The sequence below is a fragment of the Companilactobacillus hulinensis genome (assembly GCF_003946555.1).
Taxonomy (GTDB): Bacteria; Bacillota; Bacilli; order Lactobacillales; family Lactobacillaceae; genus Companilactobacillus; species Companilactobacillus hulinensis.
On sequence record NZ_RHOO01000004.1, the window covers coordinates 118,190 to 134,844 of the forward strand.

The 16,655-nt window shown below is 38.7% G+C and carries 11 protein-coding genes and 5 tRNA genes; all 16 read right to left on the reverse strand.

The genetic code is table 11. The features are described from left to right. Position 1: 1 nt before the first annotated feature. The 16 genes from rpoB to EKM66_RS04020 all read right to left on the reverse strand — a co-directional run bounded on the left by rpoB (position 2) and on the right by EKM66_RS04020 (position 16,653). The gene (gene rpoB / locus EKM66_RS03945; RefSeq protein WP_125761902.1) at positions 2 to 3,607 is read right to left on the reverse strand and encodes a DNA-directed RNA polymerase subunit beta; all 3,606 of its coding nucleotides are present in this window, start codon (positions 3,605 to 3,607) and stop codon (positions 2 to 4) included. A gap of 256 nt (positions 3,608 to 3,863) precedes the next feature. Further along, positions 3,864 to 6,356, reverse strand: coding sequence for an ATP-dependent Clp protease ATP-binding subunit (locus tag EKM66_RS03950; RefSeq protein WP_125761904.1), 2,493 nt, complete (start codon positions 6,354 to 6,356; stop codon positions 3,864 to 3,866). 292 nt (positions 6,357 to 6,648) lie between these two features. Further along, positions 6,649 to 6,722: transfer RNA gene (locus EKM66_RS03955), tRNA-Pro, on the reverse strand. A 20-nt stretch (positions 6,723 to 6,742) separates the two neighbouring features. Further along, positions 6,743 to 6,814: transfer RNA gene (locus EKM66_RS03960), tRNA-Gly, on the reverse strand. A gap of 4 nt (positions 6,815 to 6,818) precedes the next feature. Beyond that, positions 6,819 to 6,891: transfer RNA gene (locus tag EKM66_RS03965), tRNA-Thr, on the reverse strand. Between the two features lie 50 nt (positions 6,892 to 6,941). Further along, positions 6,942 to 7,024, reverse strand: a tRNA-Leu gene (locus tag EKM66_RS03970). A gap of 45 nt (positions 7,025 to 7,069) precedes the next feature. Continuing rightward, positions 7,070 to 7,142 (reverse strand) — tRNA-Val (locus tag EKM66_RS03975). Between the two features lie 485 nt (positions 7,143 to 7,627). Further along, positions 7,628 to 9,115, reverse strand: coding sequence for a lysine--tRNA ligase (gene lysS, locus EKM66_RS03980; protein ID WP_125761989.1), 1,488 nt, complete (start codon positions 9,113 to 9,115; stop codon positions 7,628 to 7,630). Between the two features lie 52 nt (positions 9,116 to 9,167). Beyond that, positions 9,168 to 10,196, reverse strand: coding sequence for a tRNA dihydrouridine synthase DusB (dusB, locus tag EKM66_RS03985; protein ID WP_125761906.1), 1,029 nt, complete (start codon positions 10,194 to 10,196; stop codon positions 9,168 to 9,170). Positions 10,197 to 10,279: 83 nt separating this feature from the next. Then, complete coding sequence (gene hslO / locus EKM66_RS03990) at positions 10,280 to 11,161, reverse strand: Hsp33 family molecular chaperone HslO (protein ID WP_125761908.1); 882 nt, start codon at positions 11,159 to 11,161, stop codon at positions 10,280 to 10,282. Between the two features lie 68 nt (positions 11,162 to 11,229). Further along, on the reverse strand, positions 11,230 to 13,458 hold the full coding sequence (gene ftsH, locus EKM66_RS03995) for an ATP-dependent zinc metalloprotease FtsH (RefSeq protein WP_125761910.1): 2,229 nt from the start codon (positions 13,456 to 13,458) through the stop codon (positions 11,230 to 11,232). Positions 13,459 to 13,540: 82 nt separating this feature from the next. Next, entirely contained in the window at positions 13,541 to 14,086 is a 546-nt protein-coding gene (hpt, locus tag EKM66_RS04000; protein ID WP_125761912.1) for a hypoxanthine phosphoribosyltransferase, read from the reverse strand. Continuing rightward, complete coding sequence (gene tilS, locus EKM66_RS04005; protein WP_125761914.1) at positions 14,083 to 15,414, reverse strand: tRNA lysidine(34) synthetase TilS; 1,332 nt, start codon at positions 15,412 to 15,414, stop codon at positions 14,083 to 14,085. The genes hpt and tilS overlap by 4 nt, the downstream gene beginning before the upstream one ends. Before the next feature lie 75 nt (positions 15,415 to 15,489). Further along, positions 15,490 to 15,900 carry a S1 domain-containing RNA-binding protein gene (locus tag EKM66_RS04010; RefSeq protein WP_125761916.1) on the reverse strand — a complete coding sequence of 137 codons (411 nt, stop codon included), beginning with the start codon at positions 15,898 to 15,900 and terminating at the stop codon, positions 15,490 to 15,492. Positions 15,901 to 15,922: 22 nt separating this feature from the next. Beyond that, entirely contained in the window at positions 15,923 to 16,315 is a 393-nt protein-coding gene (locus EKM66_RS04015; protein ID WP_125761918.1) for an FtsB family cell division protein, read from the reverse strand. A 95-nt stretch (positions 16,316 to 16,410) separates the two neighbouring features. Then, a complete protein-coding gene (locus EKM66_RS04020; RefSeq protein WP_125761920.1) occupies positions 16,411 to 16,653 on the reverse strand; it encodes an RNA-binding S4 domain-containing protein in 243 nt (80 codons plus the stop codon). Positions 16,654 to 16,655: the final 2 nt, after the last annotated feature.

Below are 16,655 nucleotides of genomic sequence, written 5' to 3' on the forward strand. Positions count from 1 at the left end.
ACTATTTCTCTGATTTAGTACTTGTTGATTCGGCTGATTGTTGTTCTTCAAGCTTCTTAGCTTCTTCTTCAGCACGTTTTTGTTCTTGTTGTTTAGCAAACTTAGATAGAGCGTCAATACTTACTGTATCTTCATCTTCATCCATATCTCTAAGTTCGATTTCTTTGTTATGAGAATCAAGAACCTTCATATCAAGTCCTAAGGCTTGTAATTCTTTAACCAGAACACGGAATGATTCCGGAACACCTGGCTTAGGAATACTCTCACCTTTGACGATAGCTTCGTATGTCTTAACACGACCGACGATATCATCTGACTTGTATGTCAAGATTTCTTGAAGTGTATAAGCAGCACCATAAGCTTCAAGTGCCCAAACTTCCATTTCACCAAATCTCTGTCCACCAAATTGTGCTTTACCACCAAGTGGTTGTTGAGTAACTAGTGAGTATGGTCCGATTGAACGAGCATGTAACTTATCATCAACCATGTGGGCTAACTTCATGTAGTACATGACACCAACGGCAACACGGTTCTTGAATGGTTCACCAGTACGTCCATCATAAAGGATCGACTTACCATCTGAATCCATATCGGCTTCTTTAACAATATCCCATAATTCATCATCTTGAACACCATCGAAAACAGGTGTTGCAACGTGGATACCAAGTTTTCTAGCAGCCATACCCAAGTGAAGATCTAGAACCTGTCCAATGTTCATACGAGATGGAACACCCATTGGGTTCAATAGAATATCTACTGGAGTACCATCTGGCATATATGGCATATCTTCTTGAGGTACAACGATTGAAACAGTACCTTTGTTACCATGACGTCCGGCCATCTTGTCACCAACTTGAATCTTACGCTTTTGAGCGATGTAAACACGAACAAGCATGTTAACACCAGGGTCTAATTCATCGCCGGCTTCACGAGTAAATACCTTAACGTCTTGGATAATACCGCCACCACCATGTGGTACACGGAGTGAAGTATCACGAACTTCACGAGCTTTTTCACCGAAAATAGCATGCAATAGTCTTTCTTCGGCTGATAATTCTGTAACACCCTTAGGTGTAACCTTACCAACTAAGATATCTCCATCACGTACTTCGGCACCAATACGGATAATACCGAACTCATCAAGATCTTTAAGTGATTCCTCACCAACGTTAGGAATTTCACGTGTGATCTCTTCAGGTCCAAGTTTTGTATCACGAGCTTCTGATTCATACTCTTCAATATGGATTGAAGTATAAGCATCTTCACGTACAAGTTTCTCTGAAAGCACAATGGCATCTTCGTAGTTGTACATGTTCCATGTCATGAAGGCAATAAGTGGGTTTTGACCAAGAGCTAATTCACCATTTTCCATAGCAGGACCATCAGCAATAATATCGCCGGCCTTAACTACTTCACCCTTGCGAGCAATAGGTCTTTGGTTGTAACTCTTACCATTATTTGAACGACGGAATTTTGTAACTTTATATTCATCAGTTGTTCCATCATCGTCACGTTTGATAGTGATCTTCTTAGCATCAACATATTCGATAGTACCAGCATGTTTAGCTAACAAGGCAGCACCAGAATCGTGCGCAGCAATATATTCCATACTTGTACCAACTAGTGGTGCGTGTGGATTAACTAAAGGAACAGCTTGACGTTGCATGTTGGCACCCATCAAAGCACGGTTAGAATCATCGTTTTCCAAGAAAGGAATACATGCAGTAGCAACGGAAACAACTTGCTTAGGTGAAACGTCCATGTAATCGACTTTTTCAGGTGTTGTTTCAATATTGTCATCTTTGTGACGAGCCAAAATTGTGTTATCAACAAATGAACCATCATCGTTTAATAGAGTATTAGCCTGAGCAACAATGTAATTATCTTCTTCATCGGCTGTTAAGTAGTCGATCTTATCTGTAACTTTATGTGTATCCCATGAAACACGACGATATGGTGTTTCGATGAAACCATATTTATTAATAATGGCATAACTGGCCAAGTTATTAATAAGTCCGATATTAGGACCTTCGGGAGTTTCGATTGGGCACATACGACCATAGTGAGTATAGTGAACATCACGAACTTCATATCCGGCACGATCACGAGTCAAACCACCAGGTCCAAGGGCAGATAGACGACGCTTGTGTTCTAGCTCACCAAGCGGATTAGTCTGATCCATGAACTGTGACAATTGTGATGAACCAAAGAATTCCTTGATTGAAGCCACAACAGGTCTAATGTTGATCAATTGTTGAGGTGTAACAGTAGCTGAGTCTTGAATTGACATTCTTTCACGTACAACACGTTCCATACGTGACAAACCAATACGGAATTGATTTTGAAGTAATTCACCGACTGAACGAATACGACGGTTACCCAAGTGATCAATATCATCAGTTGAACCAATGCCTTCTTTAAGGTTCAAGAAGTAGTTGATTCCAGCCAAGATATCAGCAGGTGTAATAACACGAAGCTTTTCATCAATATGACCGTTACCGATAATATTAACAACTTTTTCATTGTCAGCTTCTGAGTAGATCTTAATAATTTGAACAGTGATTGGGTCTGTTAGGACACCTTCATCAGAAGGTTGAAGTGTAACAGTCTTGAAGTCTTCACGATCAAGGTATGGGCTAAGTTTGCTCATAGCATCGCGGTCCAAAACAGTATCCTTAGGAAGGATAACTTCACCTGTATCAGGGTCAGCTAATGTTTCAGCCAATGTCTTATTCAATAATCTAGTCTTAAGGTTAAGCTTCTTGTTGACCTTGTAACGACCAACAGATGCCATATCGTAACGACGTGGGTCAAAGAATCTAGCATAGAGCAATGAACGAGAACTGTCAGCAGTCTTAGGTTCACCAGGACGTAATCTTTCATAAACATCCTTCAATGCTTCTTCAACACGTGAGTCGCTTGTATCTTTGTGAACATCTTTTTCAAGAGTGGCGTTCAATGTATCGTTCTCACCAAAGATATCAAGAATTTCAGAATCTTCACCGAAACCTAATGTTCTGATCAATTCAGAAATAGGTAGCTTTCTAGTTCTATCGATTCTTACATATGCAAGACCCTTAGCGTCTGTTTCATATTCCAACCAAGCACCACGGTTAGGAATAACAGTTGTTCCGAAGTTAACACGACCGTTCTTATCAGTATCTTGATTGTAATAGATACCAGGTGAACGTACTAATTGTGAAACAATAACACGTTCGGCACCATTAATAATGAAAGTACCTTGTTCAGTCATGATTGGGAAATCACCGAAGAAAACATCTTGAGTCTTGATTTCACCAGTTTCGTGGTTAGTCAATTTCAAAGTGACATGCAATGGTGCTGAAAAGTTAGCATCATGTTGTCTTGCTTCTTCAACGGTATACTTAGGTTCTAGTAATTTGTAGTCAACGTATTCCAATGAAAGATTTCCAGCAAAATCATCAATAGGCATAATATCATCAAACATGTCTTTTAGACCTTCATCTAAAAACCAGTTGTATGAGTTTGTTTGAATGTCTATCAAATTTGGCAGTGGAAGTACTTCCTTGATCTTTGCATAACTACGACGAACACGGTGTGCACCATAATTAACGTTATGATAAGTCAAATTTTTCACCTCAACATATAATTTGTTCAAAAAATAACTTAACCAGTAATATTACAATTGTGTTACAAATTGTAAGAAAACGGTTTAAATACCGGTTTTTAGGCAAAAAAAAACCAAAAATAGAACTTACTTCTATTTTCGATTTCTTCTATACGGCATCACCACGGACAATAGATCGCGGCTTACGTTTTGAACTTTAAATCTCATAGAAAGATAATACTCGGAATCATTATCATTGTCAATAGTCAAGTATTTTTTAATGAGTTAATGACTTACCGATTTTTTTATCTTTAACATCTTTCTTCTCAGCAACACTGATAGATAGCTTGCCTTGTTTAGAACCAACCTTGATTGTGTCCCCTTCACTGACCTTATTCATCAGTAATAATTCACTTACTGGATCTTCAATCTCACGTTGAATTGTTCTTCTCATTGGACGAGCACCATATTCTGGATTATATCCGTCCTTAACCAAGTCGCTATAAGCAGATGGTGAAATAACAAGTTCAATTTTTCTTTCTTCAAGACGTTTCTTAAGATTATTGCTCATGATCTTAGCAATTGCCTTAAGTTGGTCTTTATCAAGAGCCTTGAAGACGATTGTTTCGTCAACACGGTTCAGGAACTCTGGTCTGAAGAATTTCTTTAATTCAGTATTGATACGTTGTTCCATTTCCTTATAATCATCGTGAACATCTTTGGCGCCAAATCCAACGGACTTGTCATCTTGCAATGCACGAGCACCCAAGTTAGATGTCATGATAATAATTGTGTTTCTGAAGTCGACCTTGCGACCCTTAGCATCTGTCAAGATACCATCATCTAGTACTTGTAATAGTAGGTTGAAGACATCAGGGTGAGCCTTTTCAACTTCATCAAGTAGGATTACTGAATATGGTTCATTCTTAACTTTTTCAGTTAATTGACCACCTTCATCAAATCCAACATATCCGGGTGCTGAACCAATCAACTTAGAAGTACTGTATTGTTCCATGTATTCTGACATATCAACACGAATCAGATTATCCTCTGATCCAAACATTACTTCGGCAATTGACTTAGCAAGCTCTGTCTTACCGACACCAGTAGGTCCAAGGAACATAAATGAACCAATTGGACGACTTGGATCCTTCATACCACTTCTGGCACGACGGATAGCACGTGAAACAGCACTAATAGCATCATTTTGACCAATAACACGCTTGTGGAGTTCTTTTTCAAGGTTAAGTAGTCGTTCGCTCTCTTTACGAGTAATCTGCTTAACTGGAACACCAGTCCATTCAGCGATGATTTCGGCAATATCATCAACCTTAACAACAGGCTTCTTCAAACGTCCATTGTCCTGGTCCTCTTTGATCTTGGCAATCTTCTCTTGAACATCTTGTTCATGTTCACGAATCTGAGCAGCCTTTTCAAAGTCTTGATCCAAAATTGCGTTGTTCTTATCATTAATCAACTTCATTGACTCATCAGTCAACTTCTCAAGTTCATTATTCTTCGAAACATTATGAATACGAACTTTAGCAGAAGCCTCATCCATTAAGTCAATTGCCTTGTCAGGCAAGAAACGATTAGTTAGATAACGTGATGACAATTTAACGGCTGCATGGATTGCTTCATCAGAAATTGTTAAGCCATGATGTTGTTCATATCTAGGACGCAAGCCTTCAAGAATCTTAACTGATTCTTCTTCGCTTGGCTCTTCAATATGTACTTGAGCAAAACGACGTTCCAAAGCAGTATCTTTTTCAATGTACTTTTGATATTCATTTAATGTAGTAGCACCGATCAATTGCAACTCACCACGAGCAAGTGCTGGCTTCAAAATATTAGAAGCATCAATAGCACCTTCAGCACCACCGGCACCGATCAAAGTGTGTAATTCATCGATGAATAAAATAACATGCTTATCTTTATAAATTTCTTCGATAATCTTCTTCAATCTATCTTCAAACTCACCACGATACTTAGTACCAGCAACAAGTGAACCCATATCAAGCATCATGATACGTTTGTTCTGCATATCAAGTGGAACTTCCTTCTTGACGATAGCATTAGCTAAGCCTTCAGCAATCGCAGTCTTACCAACACCAGGCTCACCAACTAGAACTGGATTGTTCTTAGTTCTACGGCTAAGGATCTGAATTGTACGTTCAACTTCCTTCTCACGTCCGATAACAGGGTCGATTTGATTCTCTGCAGCAATTTTTGTCAAATCACGAGCAAGTGAATCAAGTGTAGGTGTACCAGCAACTTCCTTTTTCTTCTGATTCATTCCCATACCACGACGAGTTGTCTTGTTAGACATGCCCATCTTATTGAGTAGTAGACTCTTTGTCTTTGTGAGACTTAATCCCAAATTGGATAAAATACGATTTGCCAAATTATCAGCATCGTCCAAGATAGCAAGTAGGATATGTTCAGTTCCAATACGACTTGTATTGTACTGATTTGAAATTTCCTCGGAACTAGCAAGAATTGTTTGTCCCTTAGGTGAATATGGTAGATAAATTCCTTTAGCGGTATTAGATGAGACATCTCCGTAGCCAGTTAGATGTTCAATTTCCTCTGAAACATCCTTATCGCTAACAGCCAAGTCTCGTAAAGTAATACCGGCGATACCATCATTCTCCATTGTTAGACCTAATAAAATGTGTTCTGTACCAACAGCATTATGATGAAATGTTTTAGCTTGATCTTGGGCTAAAACAAGTGCGTTTTTAGCGCTTTCGGTAAATACTTTGTCCATGATAACTACCTCGACTTATAAATTCTTTAGTGTAGAAAGTATAATTCTGTTGTGTAAAAATGCAAGTGATTAAGCTCAAAGTGGGAACTAACCACCAATTCCACAAAAAAGTTTGGTTTCTATATTAACACGATTATAAATTAATTTGTTACAAAATCACTTATTGATTAACAAAATGATTTCTTACCACTATTATTACACATTTTTCATAATCTCATTACTAATTAGACGCAAACAAAAGAGTTCATCGACTCATTGTATAGAATCGATGAACTCTTTTAATTGTTTTGGATCGGGAAAACAAGATTCGAACTTGCGACCCCCGCGCCCCGAACGCGATGCTCTGCCAAGCTGAGCTACTTCCCGATACAATCTGTTAATAATGAAGCGGAAGACGGGATTCGAACCCGCGACCCCCACCATGGCAAGGTGATGTTCTACCACTGAACTACTTCCGCATAATGCCGACTAGAGGATTCGAACCTCCGACCCCCTGTTTACAAGACAGATGCTCTGCCAACTGAGCTAAGTCGGCATCAGTATAACACTTGTTGTAAAACCAATTCAATATCTTAAATATCGAAATACGGGTGAAAGGACTTGAACCTTCATGTCCATTGGACACTAGAACCTAAATCTAGCGCGTCTGCCAATTCCGCCACACCCGCAAAAGTGTGATTACTTAATACCACTAAACTTACTTAAAAGTTTAATGGAGGATACAGGGATCGAACCTGTGACCTCCTGCTTGTAAGGCAGATGCTCTCCCAGCTGAGCTAATCCTCCATGTGTTCTTGTAACAAACAACTATATTATTATACCCAATACAAATAAAAAAAGTCAACGAAAATTCGTTAACTTTTTTAAATTAATTATATTCGGTTTACTTCGGTTGCGAAATATTTCATCTGCCGTGGGACCGGTTCGAGCCTTGGGTGCGGTCTCTCACCTCGACTTAAAGCTTTGCTTCGCAAATCTCCAAGCTCGTCCTGTGGCTTCGCCACTTACACGGCTGATGAAATATTTTGCAACCTCCGTTTTTTGGGTAGCACATAAATTCAATCTAGATAGTACCAATTCAACTAGCCGGAGGTAAAAAGTAATGAGTCAGCTGTGATAGTGCTGTAGAACGGAGGTTTACCGTTCGTACAGCACAGGACGACATTTGAAATCTGCGTTTTGTGCAGAGTTCAAATGCGAGACTTCAGACCAAGGCTGAAGTCGGTCCCACAGCAGACTCGTTACTTTTTACCGTAGGCCCACGCCCACTATTATTCGTTATTAGAATTATCTTCCGGTTTCATAGTTGGGAATAACACAACATCACGAATAGTTGGTGCATCAGTCAATAGCATAACTAAACGATCAATACCGATTCCTAGTCCACCAGTTGGTGGCATACCGTATTCCAATGCTTCAACATAATCATCGTCGATACCTTCAGCTTCATCATTACCTTCATTTCTTTCAGCAACTTGAGCTTCAAATCTTTGACGTTGGTCAATTGGATCATTCAATTCTGTAAAGGCATTACCATACTCGTTACCTAAGATATACAATTCAAATCTGTCAGTGAAACGTGGATCTTTCTTGTTCTTCTTAGCAAGTGGTGAAACCTCAATTGGATAACCATAGATAAATGTTGGCTCCTTGATGTCATTTTGTACAAATGTTTCAAAGAACTCACTAATGATGTGTCCAACTTTCCAATATTGTTCATAGTGAACGTTGTTATCATCAGCCAATTTACGAGCTTCATCAACTGTCATTTCTTGAGTAAAGTCGATACCCGTCTTTTCTTGGATAGCGTCAACCATTGACACACGCTTGAATGGCTTGCCTAAATCAACATCTTCACCTTGATAAGTGATCTCAGTTGTTCCAAGAGCCTTTTGAGCAGCGTGTCTAATGATTCCTTCAGTTTCATCCATAACATCATTGAAATCAAAGTATGCAGCATATGTTTCAAGTGATGTAAATTCAGGACTGTGTTGTGTATCTAATCCTTCATTACGGAATACACGGCCAATTTCATAGACACGTTCGAAACCACCAACGATAAGTCTCTTCAATGGCAATTCAAGAGCAATTCTCAAGTACATATCTTCATTAAGTGCATTGTAGTGGGCGATAAATGGCTTAGCATTGGCACCACCAGCTTGTGCATTCAAAGTAGGTGTTTCAACTTCCATGAAGTCTTCACCATCTAAGTATTCACGAACAGCAGAAATGATTTTTGAACGCTTCTTGAAACGATCAAAACTATCTTGGTTAGCAATAAGATCAAGATATCTTTGACGATACTTTTGCTCAACGTTTGTTAAACCATGGAATTTGTCTGGTAATGGACGTAGTGACTTAGCTAGCATCGTAACCTTAGTTGCTTTGACAGTAAGTTCACCCATATCAGTCTTCATAACGTGACCTTCGATACCTAAGTTATCACCGATATCTGAACGTTTGAAGATGTGATAGTTCTCCTCACCGACTTCGTCTTTACGTACGTAAATTTGGATCTTGCCACTTCTATCTTTGATATCAGCAAATCCAACTTTACCCTTACCACGTTTAGTCATCATACGACCTGCGATGATAACTGGTGTGTTTTGTTCCTCTAAGACATCTTTAGCTTCTTCGCTATATTTGCTTTGAAGTGTTTGTGCCAAGTCAGTTCTGACAAAACGTGAACCATATGGATCAACTCCTTCATCATAAAGTTCTTGGAGTTTTTCACGTCTGACCCGTAGTTGGTCATTCATGACCCTTGTCTTCTTTATATCTTCTTTAGTTGGTTGCTTCTTCTTATTATCGTTACTCAAAATTTTTCCCCCTGTCTACGAAATTTTTTGAAGATCTCGCTTCTCGTTGTTCGTAACTTTCAACAAATTGATCTAGTGCGTCAAAAACTCCCTGTATTGAATTTTCATTCACTACTTTAGCACGAGTTCTGACTGCATGGGGAATCCCCTTTAGATAATATGCTGCTTGTTGACGAAATTCTGGAACATCAACATGCTCACCTCTTAAGTCTACCAGACGTTGGAGTTGAAGTTTAGCTATATTAATTTTTTCTCTAACAGTCGGTTCAGGAAGCAGTTCGCCTGTTTCCAAATAATGATTTATTTCGTTCAAACGCCAAAGATTTCCGAGGACAGCTCGACCTACCATTACAGCATCCGCACCGACGTCATCAATCATTGTTTTCGCATCTTGAGGTGTCACAACATCCCCATTGCCAATAAAAGGAATAGTTAGATGTTGCGCCACTTCGTGTAAAAGCTCCCAGTCGGAATGACCATTATACATCTGTGCCTTAGTTCGACCGTGCATTACTACAGCTGAAGCACCAGCTTCTTGAGCAGCCACTGCATTTTCAACTGCCAAAATATGATCATTATCCCAACCGGTTCTCATTTTAACTGTGACTGGCTTATCAACTGATTCACTGACAGCCTTTACCATCCCATACAGTTTGTCCGGATCACGGAGCCAACTGGAACCAGCGCCAATTTTGGTAACCTTCTTCACTGGACATCCCATATTGATATCAATAATATCGGCAGCAGTATTTTCAGCTACATACCGAGCAGCACTGACCAATGATTCAGTCGTACCACCAAAAATTTGAATACTAACTGGATGTTCCAACGGATTCACAAACATCATGCCCAAAGTCTTTAAATTATGATATTTGATGCCCTGAGCACTGATCATTTCACAGACAACTAATCCAGCTCCAAATTCCCTTGCAGTGACCCGGAAGGATGAATTAGTAACACCTGCCATAGGTGCAACGACAATCTGATTAGGGATTGTAACGTTACCTATTTTCCACTCCATACTGTCTACCTCAAAAAAACTTCTCACGTTTTTATTTACAACTTGACATGATAACAAATTTTATATTTAGTTGGCAAACATCATTACCCTTTTTCAGAAATAATATTTTTTAATTCATCTTCACTAAACTGATACTTATTATTACAGAACTTGCAGACAGCTTCTGCACCATGATTCTCATCGATCATATCTTGTAATTCTTTATCGGAAAGCGTTGCTAATGATTTTGAAAACTTATCTTTTGAACAATCACATTTAAATTGAACTGACATATCTTCCAAAATCTTCATGTCGATACCATTCATTATCTTGCTCATAACTTCTTCATTGCTCAAGCCTTCATTCAATAATGTCGAAAGATTAGGAATGATTTTTAGATTATTTTCAATCTTGTCGATATCTGCATCACCTGCACCAGGTAGTGTCTGAATCAAGAAACCACCAGCGGCTCCAACAGTTTCATTAGGTTGTACAAAAACCGACACTCCAACAGCTGAAGGAATCTGTTCTGACTTAGCCATATAATATGCAAAGTCTGCACCGATTTCACCAGATACGATTGGAACTTGTCCTGTAAATGGTTCTTTTAGATGCATATCTTTGGTGATACTCAGTGTACCTTGAGTCCCCACTGCACCCTTAACATCAATATGGTGATTATCATTTAGTGGAAGACTTACATGTGGATTCTGAATATAACCTTTGACGTCACCCTTGGCATTAGCGTCAATAACGATGGCTCCGGCTGGTCCATCAGCCAGAATCCTAGTAGTAAGAACTTCATCTTCTTTCAAAGTTGAAGTTGCCACAAGAATTGAACCGACCATTGTACGACCAAGTGCAGCAGTTGAATTACTCCAAGTATCATGGCGTTTTTGGGCTTCAGATACGGTTTCTGTAGCATTAACTACATAAACTCTGAATTTTCCATTTTTAGAAACGGCTTTAGTTAATTTATCAGTCATTTAAAAATTCCTTTCCGTGAAAAAAGCGACTCATATGAGTCGCTTCTTTCGAATCGCTTTTATTAGCATTATTTATCTTGATCATTATTATCTGAATTGTTGTCATCTGAAGATGAATCTTCATGGTGAGTTTCATCAGGCTTATCAGACTTAGCTGCATCTTCTGGAGTAGTCTCTGAAGGTTTGTCTTCTGACTTGTCAGTTGGTGTAGTTGTGTCTTCTTTGTGCTCTGCTTCTGATGGGAATTGAGTTTCGTCAACTTCACTCTTGTCATCGGCCTTAGCACCAGTCTTTTGCTTTTCAGCATCTTTGGCTTCAACAGCACGTTTTGCTTGTTCGAAGGTTGCTGCACTTTCACTTGGGAATTCTGTGTTTGCATCGCCATCAGGCATCTTGCCATCATTGAACAAACTCAAAATTTCCTTTTCGTTAAGTGTTTCATACTTCAACAATGCTTCAGCAATCAACTTATGTTGTGCACGATGGCTTTCGATAATCTCTCTAGCTTGTTCGTGACCTTCATCAAGAAGACGTTTAACCTCTTGATCGATTGCTTTAGCTGTATCTTCTGAATAAGCAGGTATTTGACGATAGCCACCACTACTAAATGGTTGTCCATCTTTTTCAAGTTGAACTGTACCTAGACGGTCAGTCATACCATATTCAGTAACCATTGTACGAGCAATTTGTGTAGCTTGCTCAAAGTCATTTGATGCACCTGATGATTGTGTACCGAAGATTATCTCTTCAGCTGTACGACCACCAAGTAATCCAGCAATTTGTTCTGTGAATTCTTTCTTTGTTATAAGGTTTTGATCATCCTTAGGAAGCATGATGGCATAACCACCAGCCTTACCACGAGGAACGATAGTAACCTTTCTAACAACACGAGAATCATTAAGTACAAGACCGATCAAAGCGTGTCCAGCTTCGTGATATGCAACCATGTGACGTTCTCTATCAGAGATAACACGGTTCTTCTTAGCTGGTCCAGCAATAACACGATCTTCAGCTTCATCAATATCAGATGGATCGATCTTTTGCTTACCACGTCTAGCAGCAACCAAGGCAGCTTCGTTAAGTAAGTTTTCAAGATCAGCACCAACGAAGCCAGGAGTTGTTTGTGCTAATTGCTTCAAATCAACGTCATCAGTAAATGGCTTGTTCTTGGCGTGAACTTTAAGAATAGCTTCACGTCCCTTAACATCAGGTCTACCAACCAAAATCTTACGGTCAAAACGGCCTGGACGTAGTAAAGCAGGATCCAAGACATCAGAACGGTTAGTAGCTGCCATAACAATGACACCTTCATTACCAGTAAATCCGTCCATTTCAATTAGTAATTGGTTAAGTGTTTGTTCACGTTCATCATTTCCACCACCGGTACCAGAACCACGTTGGCGACCAACAGCATCGATTTCATCGATGAAGATAATTGATGGGGCGTCTTTCTTAGCATTCTCGAATAAATCACGAACACGAGAAGCACCGACACCAACGAACATTTCAACGAAATCAGAACCGGAAATTGAATAGAATGGAACTTTAGCTTCACCAGCAACGGCTTTGGCAAGCAAAGTCTTACCAGTACCAGGTGGTCCTTCTAGAAGAACACCTGATGGAATTCTAGCACCTAGAGATACATACTTACGAGGATCTTTCAAGAACTCAACAACTTCAACAAGCTCTTGTTTCTCCTCCTCAGCACCAGCAACATCTGAAAATCTAACTTTATTCTTCTTAGGGTCTTCAGGTTTAACTTTGGATTTACCAAAGTTCATAACACGGTTTGCACCGCCACCTTGTCCTCCACGCCCCATCATCGCAAAGATGATAAAGAAGAAAAGAATAAATGGTAGTACCAAAGTAAGAATTATCGAGATCCATTGAGACGATTGTGACTTAGCGGTTGCGGTCGTCTTAACTTTCTCAGCTGAAGCGGCATTGTTGATTCTCTTCAGCGTATCGTTATTTGGTAATACAGTCGAAGTAAATTGGGTAACTTTAGAAGAACTTGTAGTTTGGCTTCTGTTGAAGATTGATACAGAACGTGTTGTTTCTGTACTTTGAGCCTTCTTGTACTGACCAGTAACTTGGTAAGCACCACTAACAGGTTCGATCTTAAAGCTCTTAACTTTTCCTTGTTTTAACTGTGTAATAAATTGATCTTGGCTGAGCGTTTTAGATTGATCTGAGGATTGACCACCAGCAAACCAACTTGCTGCGAGTACTAAAACGACAAAGAGCAAGATATAAAACAGGCTATTATTGATTAACCTATTTCGATTATTTTTCATATATTTCCTCCTAATTACTTAGACGTTACATATTGTAACATTGACAAGCATTAACACAATAATAATTGTACCGCTAAGTTAATTATTTTGCGTTATAAACTTCTGGCTTCAATACACCTACATAAGGAAGGTTACGGTACTGCTCATTGTAATCCATACCATATCCAACAACGAATGCATCTGGTATCTGAACACCGATAAAATCAACATCTACATGCTTGATACGACGTGCTGGCTTATCCAAGAATGAAACGATCTTGATAGAGTTTGCCTCACGTGTTTCAAATAGCTTGATCAAACGGTCTAATGTGAACCCAGTATCGATAATATCTTCAACTATAACGACATCACGTCCCTTTAATGAAGTATCGAGATCTTTGACGATCTTTACATCCCCAGTAGTACTAGTATTCTCGCCACCGTAACTAGAAACATCCATAAAGTCATATTCCATTGGAATGTCGACCTGACGAATAAGATCCATCATGAACATGGCTGCACCACGTAAAATACATACAAACAATGGATTCTTGCCAGCATACTCTTCCATCAATTCCTTACCGAGGCGCTTATTTGCCTCGTTGATCTCTTCTTCTGAAACTAATACCTTCTCAATATCCGAATTCATCCTTCTACCTCGTCAATGTCAATTTTAAAAAAATAATTACCTTTTTTTAAATAATCGCTTATCTTGTAGATTTTTTCAACCCAAACTACCTGATTATCGAATAATATAATTGGAAATTTGTCTCGTTGATATTCTGGCACCTTTTCGTTGATAAACCTTTTACTGATTTTTTGATGCTTTCCATTACTAATTAATAATTTATCGCCATCGTTACGGTTTCTCAAAACAATTTGCTTAGGAATTTTACTAACTGAAAATGTTGCGTCATCAACTGTTGCTTCCTTTAATACAAATTGTCTATTTTGAAAGATCACTGGTTGATTCAAAACCATCTCGACTTGTGATTGTTCAATCTTCTCAGGTTTATTGATCAAGAAATTATTATATGAACGTATAAAACGCCAACCATCTTCCAAATCTATCTCAGCATTGGGATCGGCACCAGAAATAACCGTAATTATTTGTTCAATCTGGCGATTGCTAACAGAGACATCTAGCTTTCTAGTAAAGAAGCTGCCCCAAAACAGCGTTTGTTGTTCGGAATCTAAAACTTTAACTGGATTTAAAAGTCCTCTAATGCTGGAATTGTCAGAATTTATCTCCATATTTTGTTCGATCTGTTGAAATTGACTAACGGCCAAATCGATCAACGCCACCAACTGTCGATCAAACAATCGAAAGTGTGATAGCAGCTGGCCATTCTCAGATTGTAATTCAGGAAAGATATTATTGCGTAATCTATTGCGCATAGTTATATTCTCAAAATTAGTCTCATCTTGAACATGATTTATATCATGGTCTTTTCCATAGTGCTTCAATTGTTGCTTAGAAAAATCCAACAGTGGTCGGACTAATTGTCCTGAGGCAAACTTGCGCTCTTGCTTCAAACTAACAACTTCATAGATATTTCCTGAACGAATCATCTTCATTAAGATGTTCTCCGCTAAATCATTAGCATGATGTGCAGTCAGTAATGTATCAAAATTATCACTATTCATTATCGTTGCAAAAAAATTATATCGGAAATCTCTTCCTGCAGCCTCCATGCCTACTTCATCATCTGGTTTATTTGTCCATTTGGTTGTATAAAACTTGTACCCATGATCATCACAGTAAGCCCGTACGAACTCGACTTCAGATGCACTGCTTGGCCTCAAATCATGATCTACATTAACAACACCAAAACTGTCTGCCGGAATAATCTTAGCAATAACATCCAATAGAACCATTGAATCGATCCCACCAGAAACAGCTACTAAAACTCTCTTAGCATGATATTTCTTTAGAACTTTACGAACAGTTCCAAGAATTACTTTATCTGATTCCATTTTTCCTCGTTTCTACCAAAAAAGGCTGGACATAACTTGTCACAGCCTTTATATATTCAAATATTAATATTAAATCTAGCTTCGGCGGCCGCCACGACCACCACGTTTGCCTTCGGTATTCTTACGAATGACACTCATTCTTTCTTCACTTTCCTTCATGAATCCAGACATCATATCATCAAAACTTTCAACAGGTTTGTGTTGAGGTTTTCTTTCGCGGTGTTCGCGATGTTGATACTTAGGCTTTCTTGGTTGTTCTGTAGCTTGTTTGATTGAAAGTGCAATCTTATGGTCTTTTTCGTTGAGAACCAAAACCTTAACAGTATCCCCAACCTTCAAAACATCGTGAATGTCTTTAACGAAGCCATTAGCAACTTCACTAATGTGTACCATTCCGCTTTGTCCTTCACCAAGGTCAACGAATGCCCCAAAATTTGTGATTCCGGTAACTTTACCTTCTACTTTGGATCCTACTTCAACTGTCATCTAGATATAATAGTTCCTTCCCCTATTTTTGAATCTTGTTTACACTATCAGGCAGATTATAAATTAATTCGCCTGGCTTAGAATACATATACTTCTCACGAATAAACTTTTCCAAGTAGTTTGTATCCTTAAGCTGATTTATTTCTACTTTCAAGTCGCTTTGAACGGCCTTTTGCTTGTTTAGTTTCTTTTGGCTGACCACAATACTCTGTTGCGTTGACGAATATGTCATACGAGCTTTTACGATCTGTGAACCTAATACGAACAAAACAATAGCAAAGAGAACGCCAATAGCAGCTAGTCGACGTCTATGAACTTTCATTTCATAGTTATGACGACCAGGTTGTGTAGAAGTTTTTTTCTGTTTCGGTTCAATTACTGAAACGTTGGAATTTGCTAATTTACGTACTTCCATGCTACTACTCCCCTAGAAATTATTACTTTGAGTATAACAATTTTAGAGAATGTTTTGAACAGGTTTTCACTTTTTTTAACCTAATTGAAATAGTTTTAATCAATTTCCTCAAACATATCAGCAGAATCATTTTTCTTAGTAGTTTCTTTAATATTTAGAACCTTAATTTTCATTGTTTTTTCACCGAAGTGCAATTCCAAGGTATCTCCAACTGAAACTTCAGTTGATGACTTTGCAACACGATCATTGATCAAAGCACGACCATTATCAGCAAACTCCTTAGCAACTGTTCTTCTCTTGATAATTCTACTTACCTTCAAAAACTTATCTAATCTCATTT

Coding starts and splice junctions, on each gene's coding strand:
- tilS (WP_125761914.1), bottom strand. CDS start 15,414: ATGGAATCAGATAAAGTAATTCTTGGAACTGTTCGTAAAGTTCTAAAG.
- EKM66_RS03950 (WP_125761904.1), bottom strand. CDS start 6,356: ATGGACAAAGTATTTACCGAAAGCGCTAAAAACGCACTTGTTTTAGCC.
- ftsH (WP_125761910.1), bottom strand. CDS start 13,458: ATGAAAAATAATCGAAATAGGTTAATCAATAATAGCCTGTTTTATATC.
- EKM66_RS04015 (WP_125761918.1), bottom strand. CDS start 16,315: ATGGAAGTACGTAAATTAGCAAATTCCAACGTTTCAGTAATTGAACCG.
- dusB (WP_125761906.1), bottom strand. CDS start 10,196: ATGGAGTGGAAAATAGGTAACGTTACAATCCCTAATCAGATTGTCGTT.
- hslO (WP_125761908.1), bottom strand. CDS start 11,161: ATGACTGATAAATTAACTAAAGCCGTTTCTAAAAATGGAAAATTCAGA.
- EKM66_RS04010 (WP_125761916.1), bottom strand. CDS start 15,900: ATGACAGTTGAAGTAGGATCCAAAGTAGAAGGTAAAGTTACCGGAATC.
- lysS (WP_125761989.1), bottom strand. CDS start 9,115: ATGAATGACCAACTACGGGTCAGACGTGAAAAACTCCAAGAACTTTAT.
- EKM66_RS04020 (WP_125761920.1), bottom strand. CDS start 16,653: ATGAGATTAGATAAGTTTTTGAAGGTAAGTAGAATTATCAAGAGAAGA.
- hpt (WP_125761912.1), bottom strand. CDS start 14,086: ATGAATTCGGATATTGAGAAGGTATTAGTTTCAGAAGAAGAGATCAAC.